The organism is Roseibium sp. (genome assembly GCF_039982295.1).
Taxonomy (GTDB): domain Bacteria; phylum Pseudomonadota; class Alphaproteobacteria; order Rhizobiales; family Stappiaceae; genus Roseibium.
In genome coordinates this window covers 95,348-112,563 of the sequence record NZ_JBDWYP010000039.1, presented here as the reverse complement: position 1 = coordinate 112,563, position 17,216 = coordinate 95,348, and the positions used below count along the sequence as shown (strand labels likewise).

Below are 17,216 nucleotides of genomic sequence, written 5' to 3'. Positions count from 1 at the left end.
ACGCAGCCTCAGCTCATCAAGCCGAGTCGTTCACGCCTGTAGAAGCGAATGTTGGTGAGGATCCCGACAAAAGCCAACCCTCCTGCGAGACCGCTCCAGATACCAACTCCGCCCAAGCCGGCTCCAAAGCCGAGCCCGAGTGACAGGCTGATACCGATCACCCAATAGCCGATCACCGCATAGATCAGCGGGACGGTCGTATCTCCCAAGCCACGCAGATTGTTGGTCCCGATGATCTGTCCGCCATCAACGATCTGGAAAATCGCAGCCACCGCGAGAAACGAGGTTGCCAGACACAAGACTTCCGACGATTGGGGATTATTCAGGTCAAGGTAGAGCGAGACAAGCGGCGCAGGGAAGATCCAGAAAGCCAGCGCGAAACAGCTCATGAAGGCCACTGTGATTGCAAGCGCGGTCCAGCCTGCACGCCCCACGGCATCGAAGTCTTTCTTGCCCGCTGCAAAGCCAACGCGCGACAGAGCAGCCTGACTCAATCCTACTGGAACCATGAAGGTGATGGACGCGAGCTGCAGCGCGATCCCGTGTGCCGCGAGGGGGATCGTGCCAAGCCAACCCATCAGTATGGACGAAGCGGCAAAAAGCGCCCCCTCCGCCACCAGCGTGATTCCAATCGGCAGACCGAGACGGAGGATCTTGAAGAAAACCTGCCAATCCGATCGCCAGAGCCGGCCCAGGATTGCATATCGCTTCAACTGGCGCTGTCGGCTCGTGTAGATAAGCAGGATCACCGTGGTGACAGCCGAGGTAAAGACTGACGCAATACCAGCACCGACCAGTTCAAGCCGCGGAAAACCGAACTCGCCGAAGATCAGCACGTAATCCAGTGCAGCATTCACAACGAGTCCGGCGAGCGTCGCGTAAAGAACAATCTGCGAGCGCTCCATAACGGTCAAAAAACCACGGATCGCCATGATCACCAACGCAGGCAGAAGGGACCACTGCAGCGCATCCATATAGCCCCCGGCGATCTCGGCAATTTCCGGATCCTGACCGAGCGCCACGAGAATTTCTTCAGCGAAGAACGTGATGCACCAGGCGGGGAGACAATAGAGAACGGCCACCCACACGCCCATTCTCACGGTCCGGCGCAAATCACGAGCCGCGCGACGCCCACGCGCCTGAGCCCCCAGAGGAATGACGGCCTGGATAATGCCCATACCGAAGAACCAGAGCAGCATCCACATGTTGAACGCCAGTACCGATGCCGCGAGTTCTTCCGCACCAAGACGGCCGATCATCAAGACATCCGTGGTGTTGATTGCCATCTGTGCAATCTGCGCACCAGCAAGAGGCAAACCAAGCGCGAGCGTCGGTCGAATATCGCTGCGCCAAAGCCGAGAAAGCCCTGTGTCAGACTGTCCTGATCGGTCGTCAACGGCCAAATCGGCCTCCATAACTGATGCTTAAAACTTGTAGTTCGCGACTGGGAAACCCCTTGCGATTCAAAGAGGGTTGACTATCCCCTCTAGTCCCAAAGGAGGGAGCTGTCCAGCAACATGCGTGGCCATTCTCGGCAACAACAGCGTCGAATTATTCCCCGACGGTGTCCAGAAGCGCCCAAAGGCCTGTGGACAGAAGCTGCAACCTTTGATATGACGCGCGCCAAAGCAAGTGGGATGTTCGTTTTTCGGCTGCCACAATCGCTTTTTAGTCTTGATAATCGCAAATTACGGTCGCGAAACACTCGGGAACCGTCACAATACAGGAAACAGAGGCGTGCAGGTTCTGGTTCGCGACAACAATGTCGATCAGGCACTTCGGGTGCTGAAGAAAAAATTGCAGCGCGAAGGCGTTTTCCGCGAACTGAAGCTTCGCGGTCATTTCGAGAAGCCGTCTGAGAAAAAGGCGCGCGAAAAAGGCGAAGCTGTTCGTCGTGCCCGCAAGATGGCTCGCAAGCTTGCTCAGCGCGAAGGTCTTCTCCCGGGCCGCTCCGGCGGCCGCGGTTGAACTGCGCCTGACCGAACCTTTTCGGAAAAGTAATCTTTACTACGCTATGAATGAAGCTGGCTGCCGACCGCAGCTGGCTTTTTGGCACTTGCAACTGTCGAATGGCTTTACTTGCCAAAAAACAGACGCAGGTTAAATTCAGGCGCGGCGAACAGCGCGATCGATCAGCAGGCAGTCCCATCGATGAAGCATGACAAATCCGCTCCTGTTCTCATGAATACATCGCGATTTGCGTCGCTCCGATCAGCAATCTTGCTGTTGGGCTCTCTTCTGCTGGTCGCATGCCAATCGTCCGGCATCTATCAGGGCGTTCCTGTCGACACCGCAGTCGGATCTTCCGCCAACATCGAATCACTGACGGCAGTCATCGATTCGAACCCCCGCGATGCAGGTGCCTACAACACCCGGGGTATTGCCTATGGCCAGGCAGGCAAACTCGACAAGGCAATCGCCGACTTCAACACAGCGCTACAGCTTGATCCACAGTCCTATCAAGCCTATGCCAACCGGGCGCTGGTGCATCGTCGGCTCGGGCAAATGCAGCCTGCAATCTCCGACTACACCCGAGCGATCAGTATCAAGCCGGACTATGATGTAGCCTATGTCGGCCGTGGAAATTCATACAGACAGCTTGGGCAATTCGGCCCTGCCCTGAACGATTTCAACGCCGTCATTGCCAGAAACAGCTCCGACGCCAGGGCGTTTCACAACCGCGGCCTCATCCATCAGGCACAGGGCCAGCATCAGCGCGCGATCGAGGATTTTGCGACTGCAATTGGTCTCAATCCCAATGCGGATGAGCCCTATATCGCCCGCGGCATCTCCTACCTTGCAATCAATGACCCCAACGCGGCTTTCTCCGACCTCTCGGTGGCAGTCAACCTGGACAAGCGCTCGTCGATCGCCTGGGCCAATCGTGGCGTTGCTCTCGAGCTGCTCGGAAAGGCGAAAGACGCGCGGCGCAACTACAACAAGGCGCTTAACCTGGACGCTTCGAATGATCTCGCAAGAGAAGGTCTGGCTCGGGTGAACAAGGGACAAAGATCTCTCTGATCTTGGTTACAATCGGGACCAAGCCGATTCGCGGCACAATTTTCGAAACGGTAGGAAAAGTCAGTCTGAAAAAGAAAACGCCTGCTCCGAAGAATTAAGGCAGGCGGTGAAAAATCTGCCCTCAACTAGAAGGGACACTCTGCGCTGAAGGTGACGCGTTCGCCGCCCGTTGGGTGATGAAGCGTCAACTCTTGCGCATGCAGCTGAAGCCGGTCTGCCGCAGCCAAGGCCTCCCCCTCTGCATAAAAGCGATCCCCAAGTATCGGGTGCCCGAGAACAAGCATGTGCACTCGCAATTGGTGTGAACGTCCTGTCACAGGCAAGAGCCTGAGCCTTGTGGCTCGCGCTTCGCGCGCTTCCACCTGCCAGCCGGTGACGGCACTTCGACCATGCTCGTGACAAACCATCTGCTTTGGTCTGTTCGGCCAGTCACAGCGAAGCGGCAGGTCGACTTCACCCTGCTCGCCCTTCAGTGTGCCCCAAACCCTGGCGATATAACTCTTCGCGGTTTTTCTGCGCTCGAACTGCAGTCCCAGATGACGATGGGCGACAGGGTTCATCGCAAGCACCATCACGCCTGACGTGTCCATATCAAGGCGGTGGACAATGCGAGCCTCAGGATAGGCAGCCTTGACCCGAGCCTCGAGGCAGTCAGAGTGCTCTTCCGCCTTACCGGGAACACTCAGCAACCCTGAAGGCTTACTCACGACCAGAATATCGTCATCAGCATGAATAACCTCTAGATACGGATCTTGAGGCGGATCGTAGATGAAGGAAGAAAGCTGCGTTGAAGCCATGCAGCGCTTATAGCGCAAGCACAGCAAAACAAAAGGCGCAGGAGATGTCTCCCGCGCCTCTTAAATAGAGTTTGTTGCCAAGCGTTGACGTCAAACGTCCGGAAAGACAATCAGCACAGATCAGACCGTCAGGACTACGATCACCACTGTCAGACCGAAAACCACAGCGGACGGTACCCAGCCTTTTTCGCCAAGCGCCATTCCAATCGCAGTCGCGATGAGAGTCGCAACGAGCATGATCCAGCCAAAAACCGTTGCCGCAGCGCCACCGAACGCAAACAGGATCAGGCACAGCATGACATTCAGGACAGCAACGGTGCCGATCTTGGAGAAGTTGATGAAGCCTTCATACGTGCGCTCGTGCGCTTCGTAGTCCATTGCAGGCGCGGAGTTATCAGACATTCAGTCCCCCAGGTTCAAATTGCGAGTTCGATAGCGGGTTTACATTAAAGCCTTATACTCGGGCAACGCTTTCCGCAAAGAATAACCGCATTGCGAAAGGCATGGCTGCGGCAAAATGCCCATCAGGCAGCACTTGTCACTACTGGCACACCAGCCGCACGAAGCGCTTTCTCCTGTCGCTCGGCGACCGCAGAGGAAGAAAACCCGTCGATCTGCTCGTTAAACAGACGGAAAAAGTTCAATTCCGCGCGCAGGTGCAAGAAGACGCCACCAAGACCAATCGCTGCCCGGTCCATAAAGACAAACTCACGTGGAACGGTCACCGGACCAAGTTCCTTAAGTGCCTTATGCACCTTGAAAGCTTCCTTCCGGCCGTATTCGGCAGCGCTCACCCCATCGGCGATGGACCGCACGCGATCTGTCAACAACGGCCCGTAGATAAAGCGGGCCCAGATGTTCAGAATTTCAATCAGCTCTTTGGTCAGCCCCTGGAAGCCCCAGCGTTCATAAGCAGCCACAACGCGGTCATCATCTCCTTCGAGCAAGCCGAGATAAAGATCCACAACGCCCCCGACAAAGCTCTCAGGAAAGATCCGAATACATCCGTAGTCGAGAAGATTTACGCCGGCTGGTGCACCCTCGTAGCTAAAGACGGCATAATTTCCTAGGTGCGGATCTCCGTGGATCAGACCAAAGTGGCTGAAAGGGTGCCACCAGGCGTGAAACATCGTCATCGCAATTCTGTTGCGCTCTTCAAGCGGATGCTCCTTGAACGACAACAGAGGTTCGCCTTGAAGCCAGCCCATGGTCAACAGACGGTTTGTAGACAGCTCTTCGACAACATCCGGCACACGGATATCATCGCGGTCACGAAGAACGTTCCGATAGACCGCCATGTTGGCAGCCTCGCGCTTGTAGTCCAGCTCCTCACGGACGCGGGCGCTGATTTCCTTCGCGATCTCCCTGGTATCAATCGCCGGCTGCATGCGCCGGTGCAGTGAAAACAGCATCTGTAACTGTTGGAGGTCCGCTTCGACCGCCGACGCCATATCGGGATACTGCAGTTTGCAGGCAAGATCGCGCCCATCTCTTCCAACCGCACGATGGACCTGGCCAAGCGATGCAGCGGCTGCCGGCTCTTTCCCGAATTCTCCAAACCGGGATTGCCAGTCCGCGCCCAACTCGGCGCGCATCCTGCGCTTGACGAAGGCCCAGCCCATGGGTGGCGCATTAGCCTGAAGCTCGGCGAGTGCTGTCGTATACTCTGGCGGCAAGGCATCTGGAATTGTAGAAAGCAGCTGCGCCACCTTCATCAGTGGTCCTTTTAGCCCGCCAAGAGCGGCTGCGATCTCTGCAGCATTTTTCTCATTGTCGATATCGAAGCCAAGCAAGCGTGCACCGGCAAGCTTGGCGGCAATTCCGCCGACATTGGTTCCCACTTTTGCGTAGCGCCCGACACGCGCTGTCAGCCGGTTGCCTTCCCGGTCCTTCTCCCGTGCCATCTCGAGCGGACTCCTTTGCTACGACTCGAATTCAATATCTTCATGTAGAACTCTGACCAATTTTGACCAGTCATCTAAGCAATTGCTGAAAGTTTCACTCGGCCGTTGTCTGTGCGGTCAGGCGCTGAAGGGCATCGGCAAGACGTCTCTGATGGTCAGTCAGACCCTTGTAGGCCAATTGATCCGGCTTCAGGTCAAGCAGTTGCCGCCGCAGGCCAGTGGCCAACTCCGAACTGCGTGGGTGAGCCCGCAGCGCAGACATTGGATCATGATGAACTTTTATCGTGAAGAGGATGTCACCCGTCCCTTCAAGGCGGCGTAGTGTCTGGCGCTCCACCCTTAAAAACAAACGGCCGAGCAATGCAGGGTCTTCTTCAGCAGTGTCTGTTGCAATGCGCTTGGGTTGTGGATGATGCAAATCCGGGTCGTCGTAGATGGACCAGTTATAGCGCTCTATCAGCTGGCCAGCCTTCAGGTTCTCGAAGATGCGACCAACGACGCGTCCCATGCGCGCACCGTTGAACGCTGGCACGCCCACATGAATATCATGCATGGACTGACCAAATTTCTGCGCCAGAGACCATGATGAAGGAAAGCAAAGACAGGCGGCAGCAAGCCGGTAGCCCTCAGGACCTGGGCGCATAAGGACCAGATCTTCCTGAACCATCTGCGCTGCAACGACGAGCGGCGCGTCGTCGTCCTGAAAAGCGCTGCCGGTCAGCCCAAGCGGATGCGGCAGCTTTCCCGTGAAGTCATAGCGCTCGGCATGACAGCGCTCCAGGTGATCGACAACCAGCGCCAAGGTTTCCTGCTGGGCTTGTTCCGTATGCGCCTCCGCCCGGAAAACGGCTTCACGATTGGACCGCAGAAGCTCCGCCTTGCGTTCCAGGTGTTGCGCAATATGGTCATCCGGCTCCAGCCAAAACGCCTCAGCAACCGGTTCAAGACCGACCGTAAACGGCTGCTTCGAGCCATCATAGGGCGTATGCTTGAAAGACATGAGTTAGCCTTCCTAGAGCCTCCACGCGTGGTGTGGTTCAGTCTTCCATTGCCTCGAGTTCGTCGATGATGCCCTCGATCACTGACAGGCCCTTTTTCCAGAAAGCGGGATTGCTCGCATCAAGGTTGAACGGAGCCAGAAGCTCGGAGTGGTGTTTGGTTCCACCGGCCTTGAGCAGCTCGAAATACTTGTCCTGAAAACCCTCTTCCGCGTCCTGATAGACCGCATAGAGAGAGTTCACGAGGCAATCGCCAAACGCATATGCATACACATAGAAGGGCGAATGAATGAAGTGAGGAATATAGGTCCAGAAGGTTTCGTAGCCGGGATTGATCTCGACCGCCGGCCCGAGACTCTCTCGTTGGACATCCAGCCAAAGATCGCCGATCTGATCCGACGTCAGTTCGCCATTCCGGCGTTCCGTGTGAAGCTTGCGCTCGAAGGTATAAAACGCGATCTGGCGAACCACCGTGTTGATCATGTCCTCTGCCTTGCCGGCCAGCATGATCTTTCGCGCAGCTTTTGTTTCCGCCTTCTCAAGCAGCGACTGAAACGTGAGCATCTCGCCAAACACGCTTGCGGTTTCGGCAAGCGTCAACGGGGTCGGAGCCATAAGCGGCCCATTGTGCCCGGCCAAAACCTGATGCACCCCGTGCCCAAGCTCATGAGCAAGGGTCATGACATCCCGGATCTTGCCCTGATAGTTGACCAGTACATAAGGGTGCGCGCTCGGAACCGTTGGATGAGCGAAAGCGCCCGGCGCCTTTCCAGATCGCGCTGGTGCGTCAATCCAGTTTTCGTCGAAAAACCTCCGGGCGATGTCCGCCATATCGGGTGAGAATTGACCATACGCCGACAGCACCGTCCCTTTGGCCTCTTCCCAGGAAATAACGCTCTTGTCGGCTTGAGGAAGCGGCGCATTACGATCCCAGTGATTGAGTTTTTCAACGCCGAGCCACTTCGCCTTCATCGCATAGTAACGGTGAGACAGCTTTGGATAAGCCTCCCGAACGGCTGATACCATGGCATCAACCACCTCCCGCTCGACGCGGTTCGCAAGGTGACGACTGTCCGCGATGTCACCAAACTTGCGCCAACGGTCGGAAATCTCCTTGTCCTTAGCCAGCGTGTTCGTGATCAGCGTAAAGCTTCGCAAATTCTCCGAAAACGTCTTGGCCAAGGCCTCGGCAGCTTGCTGCCGCTTCTGAGGATCAGCATCCTGAAGCAAGGTCAGAGTCGGCTCGACAGACAGAGTCTCGCCATTCACATCAAACGTGAGCGACGCTATGGTTTCATCAAAGAGCCGGTTCCAGGCTCCACGTCCCGTCACGGACTTTTCGTGAAACAGCTGCTCGACGCGGTCTTCCAGCTGAAACGGCTTTTCCTTGCGGAGGTCTTCTATCCATGGACGATAGTGTGCGAGTGCCTTGTCTTTGAGAGCCGACTCAAGGACCTCGTCATCGATCCTGTTCATCTCCAACGTGAAGAACAGCAAATGGGAGCTTGATGAGGTGATCTGCTCCTGCACGTCACCATAGAACTTCTGAACCTTTGGATCGGTCGTGTCTCCGGCGTAAACCAGACCGGCAAAGGAAATCAGGCGTCCGAGAAGATCCTCAAGGTCTTCGTAGGCCCGTATCGCAGTCACGAGTGCGCCAACATTTTGCTCAGCTAGCTCGCCAAGTTTTCCCTTGTAGGAAGTCTCAAACGTCTTGGCCCGATCCAGGGCAGCCTGCAGGTCAGCGGCGACTTCCGGGGCATCTACCCCACCATACAGGTCTGTCAGATCCCACTCGGGCAAGGATCCCAGTGTTCCGGGGGTCGCCCCTTCTGCAACAGTGCGGACGATTTTGTCGAAGGGCATTTGTTATCTCCGAAACTGAAAGAAATCAGTCAGGCACAGATCAGCGCCAGGACCAGCTACTCAAATGTGTAGGCTTTGCAGGCCCGGGTTCGCAATCGGTCCACCCCTGATTTTTTTGGCCGTACAGGACGATTTGTTTACCCGTATCAGACCAGAATGGCCCGAATTGAGACAAAATAGAACATCCGGGAACGGCGAAGATGCAGTCCAATAGCGGCAAAATCCTGATAGTCGACGACGATCCGATCCAGCGGCGCCTGCTTCAAGAGGCTGTTCAGAAATTTGGACACAAGGTCAAACTCGCCGAAGATGGCGCTGAAGCGGTGCGTATCCTGACCGGATCGGAAGGCGCTGACGTCGACCTTGTCATCTTGGACATGGTCATGCCGGAGCTTGATGGAATCGGCGTCCTGACCAAAATTCGCGGCCAAAAGATTTCGGTACCTGTGATTGTTCAGACAGCACATGGCGGGATCGATGCGGTCGTAAGCGCAATGAACGCGGGTGCCCAGGACTTCGTCGTCAAACCCGTGGGGCCAGAACGCCTGGATGTCTCCATTCGCAACCTTTTGAAGACATCCGCGCTCGAGGGAGAAATCACCCGCTTTCGCAAGCAGGCCTCCGGCACACTGACCTTCTCGGATATCATCACACATTCACCTGCGATGGAACGTGTGATCAATCTTGGCAAACGTGCCGCCTCGTCGAACATCCCGATCCTGATCGAAGGTGAAAGCGGCGTCGGAAAAGAGCTGATCGCCAGCGCTATTCAGGGGTCGGGAGACCGCAAGTCCAAACCGCTCGTGACGGTCAATTGCGGTGCCATTCCCGACAATCTGGTCGAGTCGATCCTGTTCGGTCACGAAAAAGGTGCTTTCACCGGCGCAGTCGAAAAGCATGTCGGAAAATTTCAGGAAGCCCATGGCGGCACTCTCTTCCTCGACGAGGTCGGCGAGCTGCCACCGGAGGTTCAAGTCAAATTGCTGCGTGCAATTCAGGAAAACGAGATCGACCCCATAGGTGCCAAGCGTCCTGCAAAAGTCGATTTCCGCCTGATTTCTGCGACAAATCGTCGATTGATCGACCAGGTCAAGGAAGGGGCATTCCGCGAAGATCTCTACTATCGCCTGAATGTATTCCCCATCTGGATCCCGCCGCTGCGTGATCGACCTGAGGATGTCCCCGCGCTAACCCGTCACTTCCTTGCGCGCTTTGCCGCAGAAGAACGAAAGCCGCAGGTTGCGAGCATCACGCCTGACGCCCTTGCCATGCTTCAGGCTTACAATTGGCCAGGTAATATCCGCCAGCTTGAGAACACCGTGTTCCGCGCCGTTGTTCTCTGCGATGGCGCCAGTCTGTCTGTTGATGATTTCCCCCAAGTCGCTGCTGCGATCGACCATAGCCCAGCGATGTCGGGCCGCCCGTCCACGCCAGCCCATACGATCCGCGTATCAACGACGGCAGAAGCATCCACGACGCCCCCTGCTGACGGTCAGGCTTCAGACACGGCAATGCCGGATCATGACCAGATCGAGCAATCACACTCTGCAGCATCTCAAGACGCCTTTCGCCACGCGGCTCCCTTCGGGTTCATGCGTAGCCTCGACAATGACGGCCATGTCCGCAAGCTTGCGGACATGGAAGAAGAACTTATTCGAACCGCAATCAACCATTATTCAGGTCGTATGACAGAGGTCGCCAAGCGTCTGGGCATTGGCCGCTCGACACTCTATCGAAAGCTGAAAGAATACGGTTTGGAGGATCAGGACGGCAACAAGGATGCAGCTGCCTGACACAACGGCGAAGCCATAGCGGACGACTGACGGTCGGCGCCCGATTTTAGCTCGCCTTTTTCAGGATAAAACTTTCTCAAAAAAAGAAAGCGAAGTTGCAATTCCGCCACGTTTTTGGCTCAAATGAAAACAGGGTAAAAGCTTCTTAACCTGCGAGAGCTATTTTCGCTTTTGCTGGGGAGCAAGGGATGGGCCAAGGGCCATCAAAAACGGCGAGATGGTATTTTGCGTAAACGGTTAGTTGGATTCGACGCCGTAAGGATGCTGCAGCGTGCGGCAACCCTTTTGTGTCTGCTGGCATCACTGCCCATTTTTGCAATTGGCACTGCATCCGCTGAGACCCGGACGCTGAAGCTCTATAATACGCACACCAAGGAACGCGTCGAAGTCACGTTCAAGAAGAACGGCCGCTATATTCCTTCGGGTCTGCGTGAAGCAAATCGGTTTCTACGCGACTGGCGCCGCAACGAGATCACCAACATCGATCCAAAGCTGCTCGACCTTGTCTGGGAAGTCTATCAGAAGGTTCGTGGCAAAAAACCGATATACGTCGTCTCCAGCTACCGCTCGCCTGCCACCAACAACATGCTTCGCAAGCGCTCACGTGGCGTTGCCAAAAACAGCCAGCATACGCTTGGCAAGGCCATGGATTTCTATATCCCTGGCGTGAACCTGGCCAAATTGCGTGCAACGGGCTTGCGTCAGGAAGTCGGTGGCGTCGGCTACTATCCGCGATCGGGTTCGCCCTTCGTTCACATGGACACCGGCAGTGTCCGTCATTGGCCGCGCATGACACGATCTCAGCTTGCCAAGGTCTTCCCGGATGGAAAGACTCTGCATTTCCCGTCGGATGGCAAACCGATGAAGGGGTACAAGCTCGCACTCGCAGAAAGCAAGTCAGGCAAGAAGCGTTCGAGCAGCCCGACGATCGTCGCCAGTAGAAGCCCCGCACCTGTGGTGCGATCAGGCGGAACCACTGGTCAGTCGGCACGAAATTCTGGTGACATTGTGCGGCCCTCACCTGTGGAAACGCAGGCCTCAGGTGGCGGAAACCTCCTTGCGTCACTGTTCCGCAACAACAATTCGAATGACGTGGCACAACGATCAAGAGTCGCAGCCGTTCGACCAAACGACGCACCACTTCCACCGGGTGCGTTGCCTGGTGTTCGCAGGTCTGGTGACAACTCGTCACCAGCTCGCGCTGCGGCTCCTGCCACCGAGGCACCGCCAATTCCCGTGCTGAAGGAAGGCGCCGAACCCGAAGCTGCCCCGCAAGCCGATGACAGGATTATAGTTGCCGGGATCGTTCCGTCTTCAAAGCCGTCTATCGCACCAGATCTACCGGCTCAAGCTGAAGCCACAACGCAGCTGGCATCTGCTGCAGCGCCCAATACGCTGGACAGTCAACGTGTTGCACTCGAACAGGGCATCACACCGGCTTCCCCAGCTCCGCTCGCCGATAGCAGCAGGTTCGACGTCGCCACAAGACTACCTGCGCAAAAACCCGCTGACCAACTGGTCGCGGCAACCCAGGCGGCTGCACTGAACGAACAAAGCATTTCCGGAAATGTACCGGTCCCGCCGGTCGCGCCAGCGACGGACCCGGTCGCAGCTATAGTGGCTGCAACTGGCGGCAGCACGGTTTTGCCAGCGTCTGACACCTTGGCACCGGCAACGCTCGCCTATGCGTCGGCAACAGCCGTGCCATCGCTTTCCAAACCTGTCCCTCGCAGCGCATCCTCCGTGGCAGCTTCGCAACTTCCGCGACCGGGCGCTGCAACCAATGCCGTCGCGAGGTCCGTTTCTGGTCGCATCCCGCTTGATGAAATCAAGGATCCGCTCGCAGGATTTGCCGGCTTGCCAGACAAAACCGAACCTCGCCTGATTTCCGGCAACGGCACCACCCGGCATGGGCTTTTCGCGTCGCTCAGTCATCCAAAGCAGAGAACGCTGGAAAATTTCCTTGCGCCGGGCAACAGGTTCGTCAGCGGCGGCTTCGAGATCTTCCCCTACGGTGCGTTGCGTACGGATCGCTTTGACGGACCGGCCGTCATTGTCCTGCCTGTGACATTCGCACGCTAAGTCGCTCATCGGATCAAACAAAAAAGGCGGCCCATGCGGCCGCCTTTTTACGTTGGATTGTCTAATCGATTAGACTGTCAAACGCCGCCCTGCCCGTCGCTGCCGACAAAGGCAATCCTCAGCATGTTGGTCGAGCCAGGCGTCCCGAAAGGCACCCCAGCTGTTACGATGACCCGTTGCCCGGGCTTGGCATAACCTTCGGTGACAGAGATACGACACGCACGATCGACCATATCGTCCTCATTGGCCGCGTCTTCGCTGACCACACAATGAAGCCCCCAGGCCAGCGCAAGCCGTCGTGCTGTTGCAACAACCGGCGACAACACGATAAGCGGCGAGGATGGACGCTCGCGTGAAGCGCGCAAACCAGTCGCGCCCGACGTCGTGTAACAGACAACCGCCGCAAGGTTCAGCGTTTCAGCAATTTGCCGCGCCGCGGCGGAGATCGCATCAGCGCCTGTCGCTTCCGGCTCAGTACGTTGCGCATGGATGATGTTCAGGAAATTCGGATCCTGCTCCACTTCCTGCGCGATCTTGTCCATGGTCTCGACAGCTTCAACCGGGAAATCGCCGGCGGCAGATTCTGCAGACAACATGACCGCATCAGCGCCTTCGAAAACCGCAGTTGCGACGTCAGAAACTTCAGCACGTGTAGGCACCGGAGCAGAAATCATGGATTCCAGCATCTGTGTTGCGATCACGACCGGCTTGCCCGCACGCCTTGCTGCGCGCGTGATCTGCTTTTGCAGACCTGGCACCTGCTCAAGCGGCATCTCGACTCCGAGGTCGCCACGCGCCACCATGATGGCGTCGGAAAGTTCGATGATTTCAGCCAAACGACCGATCGCCTGAGGCTTTTCGATCTTCGCCAGAACACCTGCGCGGCCGCGTGTGATCTTGCGCACTTCGGCGATATCATCCGGACGCTGAACAAAGGAAAGCGCAACCCAGTCAACATTCTGCTCAAGAGCTGCGACAAGATCGCGATGATCCTTCTCCGTCATCGCGCTCGTCGCGATTTCAGAATCGGGAACGCTGACGCCCTTGCGGTTGGAAAGCTTGCCGCCGACGATGACTTCAGTCACCGCAGACGTGTCCGTGCACTCAACGACACGAAGCTGAATCTTGCCATCGTCCAGAAGCAGACGGTGCGTCGGCTCGAGTGCCTTCAAGATTTCCGGATGTGGCAGCTGAACGCGGTTCACATCACCTTCAGCCGGATCCGAATCCAACGTGAAGGTCGAACCGTTTTCAAGCATGACCGGGCCATCCTTGAAGATGCCAACCCGAAGTTTCGGCCCTTGCAGATCAGCAAGAATTCCGATCGGCCGCCCAACCTTTTCCTCAACCGAACGGATGCGCTCAACGAGCATCTTGAGACGATCATGGTCAGTATGGCTCATGTTGATGCGGAACACATCCGCACCGGAGCAATACAGCTTCTCGATGATGTCTTGTTCTGAAGAGGAGGGTCCGAGAGTTGCTAGTATCTTAACTCGTCGGTTACGTCTCATCGCCCGCCTGTCCCCTGTTGCACGGGCTCTGTCAGCTGAACTGTCCAGCTACTCTGCTCACCCGTGTCGATCTCAAAAAAACCTGTGCGCTCAAAGCCGCGAGCCACACAGTCTTCAATACCGCGAATGGTGAATTCCTTTTCGCGCGTACACATGAACGCACGTCCACCCCATTCGCCGAATTGGTCATAATCGACAGCGTAGATGTAATAGTAGCGTGACACGAGGGGCCCTGGAACAAGTGTTTCACAGGAATTCTCGTCTAAATTCCACCAGCCTTCGGTAATCCATTCGGTCTTGTCTTTGTAACCGATTGCAATTCCGACCTTGCTCTCCGTCTTGTTGCATAGACGAAGGTCTGCCTTTGCCACACCACCAGTTGCTGACAAAAGCAGCAGAGTCACGCATGCGCCCAATGCCGTTTTCACAGCAAATCGGAAAAGCCCAAGAGGCCCCGTCCGGCGTCGTTCCCCATCGTTGCTCATATTCAGTCGTTTGTCTCGCGGCTTTATAACATTAGCTTTTTGCTAGGACATGTCAGTATTGTCAACGATGATAGCTCGAAAGTCGTTGACGTTTGTAAAAGTCGGACCGGGGACAAGAAGGTCCGAAAGCGCATGAAAGAAACGCGTACTATCGTTTCTGACCAAAAATGAGGCGGGATCAAGGCCGAAAGAACGTGCTCGGCCAATGGTCGAGGGAAAAACATAGGCACCGGCAGGATCACTCGCCAAACCTTTTCCACCGTCCGTTCCATCCGTGTCGGCAGCCAGCCCGGAGACCATCGGAGTTTCTGACAATGCCAAGGCCAACGCCAACGCATACTCCTGATTCGGTCCGCCAATGCCGTCACCAGCGATAGTCACCGTCAGCTCGCCACCAGAGAGGAAGACAGCCCTCCGTCCGTCCTTGGCGAGTTGCTTTGCAAGGTCGGCATGCTCTCGTGCACGGTCTCTGGCTTCACCCTCAAGGCTGTCTCCGAGGAAAACAGGTTCGTAACCCGCAAGTCGTGCAATCTCGCCAGCAGCTTCCAGTGACGCTTGAGGCCGGGCAACGATCTTGAATTCCGCTCGCTCAAAAGCCGGATCATCTGGCTTCAGCGTCTCGTTCTCGGGATCATCCAAGGCCATGCGCACAGACTCGGGAAGCTCAAGGTCGTAGCGTGTGCAAATTTCACGGGCATCCGCAAGCGTCGAACCATCCGGGACAGTCGGACCGGATGCGATGGCAGCAGGGTCGTCATGGGGAACATCAGAGATGGCCAGCGTCGTCATGCGTGCATCGCCGACAAGGGCAGCCAACCGACCACCCTTGATGCGCGAGAGATGCTTACGCACCTTGTTGATCTCGTCGATTGTTGCGCCGGATCTCAGCAATGCCTTCGTCAGCGTTTGCTTGTCATCAAGCGTCACACCCGTGACAGGCGCAATCCAGTTGGCCGACCCACCGCCTGAAAGCAGAACAACGATGTGGTCGCCGGGGCGTGCGGCCTTGACCAGCTCCAGGCATCGGCGTGTCGCATTTACACCAGCCTCGTCCGGAACCGGATGACCTGCCTCAATCAACTCGATCGTTCCGGTAGGACGACCATAGCCATGGCGGGTCACACCGAGCCCGATCAATCGATCACGACCCAGCCCCAAGGTCTCACGATAGTGCCGCTCCGCCACTTCCAGCATTGCCCCAGCGCCTTTACCTGCGGCAAGCAGAACGATCCGACCGTGTTCCGCCGGAGCAGGTAGATACGGTGGAAGGCAATTCTCCGGAAGCGCCGCTGCTACGGCTGCACCGAACATGGCACGAAGCAGCTCCTGGTTCGGGCGTTCCTCAGTCATGCTTTGCCTTTCATTTGCGCTTTCTTCAGTCGCGGCACAAAACGTATGCGCTGAAAAGAATCACAAGGTTTCCGTCAATTTGCAGCGTTGTCCGCGCCACGCCAAGGCCGTTACCGCCTGAAATAGCAGCTTTTCCGAATTTGATCGCTCCTTACGTCGATCCAGACGCCAACAGGCTTGGTTCATTGCGGCGCTTGGTCTAAATCTAAACCGCGCACGGCAAGTGCGTTCACAACAGCAATTGACCAAGCAGACAGTTCATCAGCCGCCATGCCCAACGCTCCCAGCGCGCCCGCAAACGCCCGGTTCGACCCCACCGAGACCATAGAAGGGGACCTCGCTGGAGGACTTCTGCTGCTGTGCGATCACGCCAGAAATGCGGTGCCGCCAGAATATGGCGACCTCGGCTTGCCAGCGGAAGAGTTCGAAAGGCATATCGGCTACGACATCGGTGTCCGGCCATTGACCGTGGAATTGGCCGAACGTCTTGGCGCACCAGCATTGATGACGACCTACTCCCGGCTTCTGATCGATCCCAACCGGGGTGAGGACGACCCGACAATCGTGATGCGGCTCTCGGACGGCGCCGTGATTCCCGGGAATGCCCGCATTGACCAGACAGAACGGCAAAGCCGCATTGCCCGCTTTCATCGCCCGTACCATGACCTGGTCGACGCAACTCTCGACGTGATGCTCGGCAAGGCACCACCACCGGTCATCATCTCGATCCACAGCTACACAGCCGTCTGGCGCGGGGTGCCGCGACCTTGGCATGCCGGCATTTTATGGGACAGCGATGAGCGCGCCGTGCGCCCATTTATCAACCAGCTGAAAGCCCAGAAAGACCTCGTGGTCGGGGACAACGAACCCTACGACGGAGCTCTCAAGAACGACACCATGTACCGACATGCCACACGCAAAGGCATTGCCCACGCCCTGCTAGAGGTCAGGCAGGATCTGATCGCCGACCGGCCTGGCGTGTTGGAATGGGCAGATAGACTGCAGCCCATCCTTGAAGATTTGAGGAAACGTGCCGACCTCAGGCAAATCAGCCATCATCAATCGCGAGCCGATCGCACCGATTGAGCTAGGAGAGCCATATGGACAAGAACACGCAAACCGAACTCGAAGCAGCAGTGTTTCGCCGCCTTGTTTCACATCTGCAGGACCGAACTGATGTTCAAAACATCGACATGATGAACCTGGCCGGCTTTTGCAGAAACTGCCTGTCGAACTGGTACCGTGACGCCGCCGAAGAGCACGGCCTTGAAATGGACAAGGAATCGTCACGGGAAATCGTCTATGGAATGCCTTATTCGGAATGGAAGGAAAAATTCCAGAGTGAGGCAACCGCAGAACAAAAAGCAGCCTTCGAAGTGAACAAACCAGAGCATTGAGGACTGGAA

At 56.6% G+C, this 17,216-nt stretch carries 15 protein-coding genes; 6 read left to right on the top strand and 9 right to left on the bottom strand.

Annotated elements, in window-relative coordinates:
* Positions 1-8: 8 nt before the first annotated feature.
* Positions 9-1,403, bottom strand: coding sequence for an MATE family efflux transporter (locus ABJZ52_RS07915; protein ID WP_348184613.1), 1,395 nt, complete (start codon positions 1,401-1,403; stop codon positions 9-11).
* A gap of 334 nt (positions 1,404-1,737) precedes the next feature.
* On the opposite strand from ABJZ52_RS07915, the gene rpsU reads away from it, so the two are divergent.
* Both rpsU and ABJZ52_RS07905 read left to right on the top strand, forming a co-directional pair.
* The gene (gene rpsU / locus ABJZ52_RS07910) at positions 1,738-1,968 is read left to right on the top strand and encodes a 30S ribosomal protein S21 (RefSeq protein ID WP_348184611.1); all 231 of its coding nucleotides are present in this window, start codon (positions 1,738-1,740) and stop codon (positions 1,966-1,968) included.
* Between the two features lie 183 nt (positions 1,969-2,151).
* Positions 2,152-3,021, top strand: a complete 870-nt coding sequence (locus ABJZ52_RS07905; RefSeq protein ID WP_348184609.1) for a tetratricopeptide repeat protein — start codon at positions 2,152-2,154, stop codon at positions 3,019-3,021.
* A gap of 125 nt (positions 3,022-3,146) precedes the next feature.
* Here the strand turns inward: ABJZ52_RS07905 and ABJZ52_RS07900 are convergent, their stop codons facing one another.
* From ABJZ52_RS07900 to ABJZ52_RS07880, 5 genes are all read right to left on the bottom strand, one after another.
* On the bottom strand, positions 3,147-3,818 hold the full coding sequence (locus ABJZ52_RS07900; RefSeq protein ID WP_348184607.1) for an RluA family pseudouridine synthase: 672 nt from the start codon (positions 3,816-3,818) through the stop codon (positions 3,147-3,149).
* A gap of 120 nt (positions 3,819-3,938) precedes the next feature.
* Positions 3,939-4,220 carry an aa3-type cytochrome c oxidase subunit IV gene (locus tag ABJZ52_RS07895; protein ID WP_348184605.1) on the bottom strand — a complete coding sequence of 94 codons (282 nt, stop codon included), beginning with the start codon at positions 4,218-4,220 and terminating at the stop codon, positions 3,939-3,941.
* A 122-nt stretch (positions 4,221-4,342) separates the two neighbouring features.
* The gene (locus ABJZ52_RS07890; RefSeq protein WP_348184603.1) at positions 4,343-5,722 is read right to left on the bottom strand and encodes an AarF/ABC1/UbiB kinase family protein; all 1,380 of its coding nucleotides are present in this window, start codon (positions 5,720-5,722) and stop codon (positions 4,343-4,345) included.
* Between the two features lie 94 nt (positions 5,723-5,816).
* Positions 5,817-6,722, bottom strand: a complete 906-nt coding sequence (locus tag ABJZ52_RS07885) for a DUF3445 domain-containing protein (RefSeq protein ID WP_348184601.1) — start codon at positions 6,720-6,722, stop codon at positions 5,817-5,819.
* Between the two features lie 37 nt (positions 6,723-6,759).
* On the bottom strand, positions 6,760-8,586 hold the full coding sequence (locus tag ABJZ52_RS07880) for a M3 family oligoendopeptidase (protein ID WP_348184599.1): 1,827 nt from the start codon (positions 8,584-8,586) through the stop codon (positions 6,760-6,762).
* A gap of 200 nt (positions 8,587-8,786) precedes the next feature.
* Here ABJZ52_RS07880 and ABJZ52_RS07875 point away from each other — a divergent pair, with 200 nt between their 5' ends.
* On the top strand, positions 8,787-10,379 hold the full coding sequence (locus ABJZ52_RS07875; protein WP_348184597.1) for a sigma-54 dependent transcriptional regulator: 1,593 nt from the start codon (positions 8,787-8,789) through the stop codon (positions 10,377-10,379).
* 261 nt (positions 10,380-10,640) lie between these two features.
* The gene (locus ABJZ52_RS07870) at positions 10,641-12,461 is read left to right on the top strand and encodes a DUF882 domain-containing protein (protein ID WP_348184595.1); all 1,821 of its coding nucleotides are present in this window, start codon (positions 10,641-10,643) and stop codon (positions 12,459-12,461) included.
* 77 nt (positions 12,462-12,538) lie between these two features.
* Here the strand turns inward: ABJZ52_RS07870 and pyk are convergent, their stop codons facing one another.
* The 3 genes from pyk to ABJZ52_RS07855 form a co-directional block, all read right to left on the bottom strand.
* Positions 12,539-13,975 carry a pyruvate kinase gene (pyk, locus tag ABJZ52_RS07865; protein WP_348184593.1) on the bottom strand — a complete coding sequence of 479 codons (1,437 nt, stop codon included), beginning with the start codon at positions 13,973-13,975 and terminating at the stop codon, positions 12,539-12,541.
* A complete protein-coding gene (locus ABJZ52_RS07860) occupies positions 13,972-14,379 on the bottom strand; it encodes a DUF1036 domain-containing protein (RefSeq protein WP_348184591.1) in 408 nt (135 codons plus the stop codon). Before ABJZ52_RS07860 ends, pyk begins: the two co-directional genes overlap by 4 nt.
* A 123-nt stretch (positions 14,380-14,502) precedes the next feature.
* A complete protein-coding gene (locus ABJZ52_RS07855) occupies positions 14,503-15,810 on the bottom strand; it encodes a glycerate kinase (protein ID WP_348184589.1) in 1,308 nt (435 codons plus the stop codon).
* A 270-nt stretch (positions 15,811-16,080) separates the two neighbouring features.
* Here ABJZ52_RS07855 and ABJZ52_RS07850 point away from each other — a divergent pair, with 270 nt between their 5' ends.
* Positions 16,081-16,896: an N-formylglutamate amidohydrolase gene (locus ABJZ52_RS07850; RefSeq protein WP_348184587.1), complete on the top strand. Its 816-nt coding sequence runs from the start codon at positions 16,081-16,083 to the stop codon at positions 16,894-16,896.
* Between the two features lie 14 nt (positions 16,897-16,910).
* Complete coding sequence (locus tag ABJZ52_RS07845; protein WP_348184585.1) at positions 16,911-17,207, top strand: DUF1244 domain-containing protein; 297 nt, start codon at positions 16,911-16,913, stop codon at positions 17,205-17,207.
* Positions 17,208-17,216 lie beyond the last annotated feature (9 nt).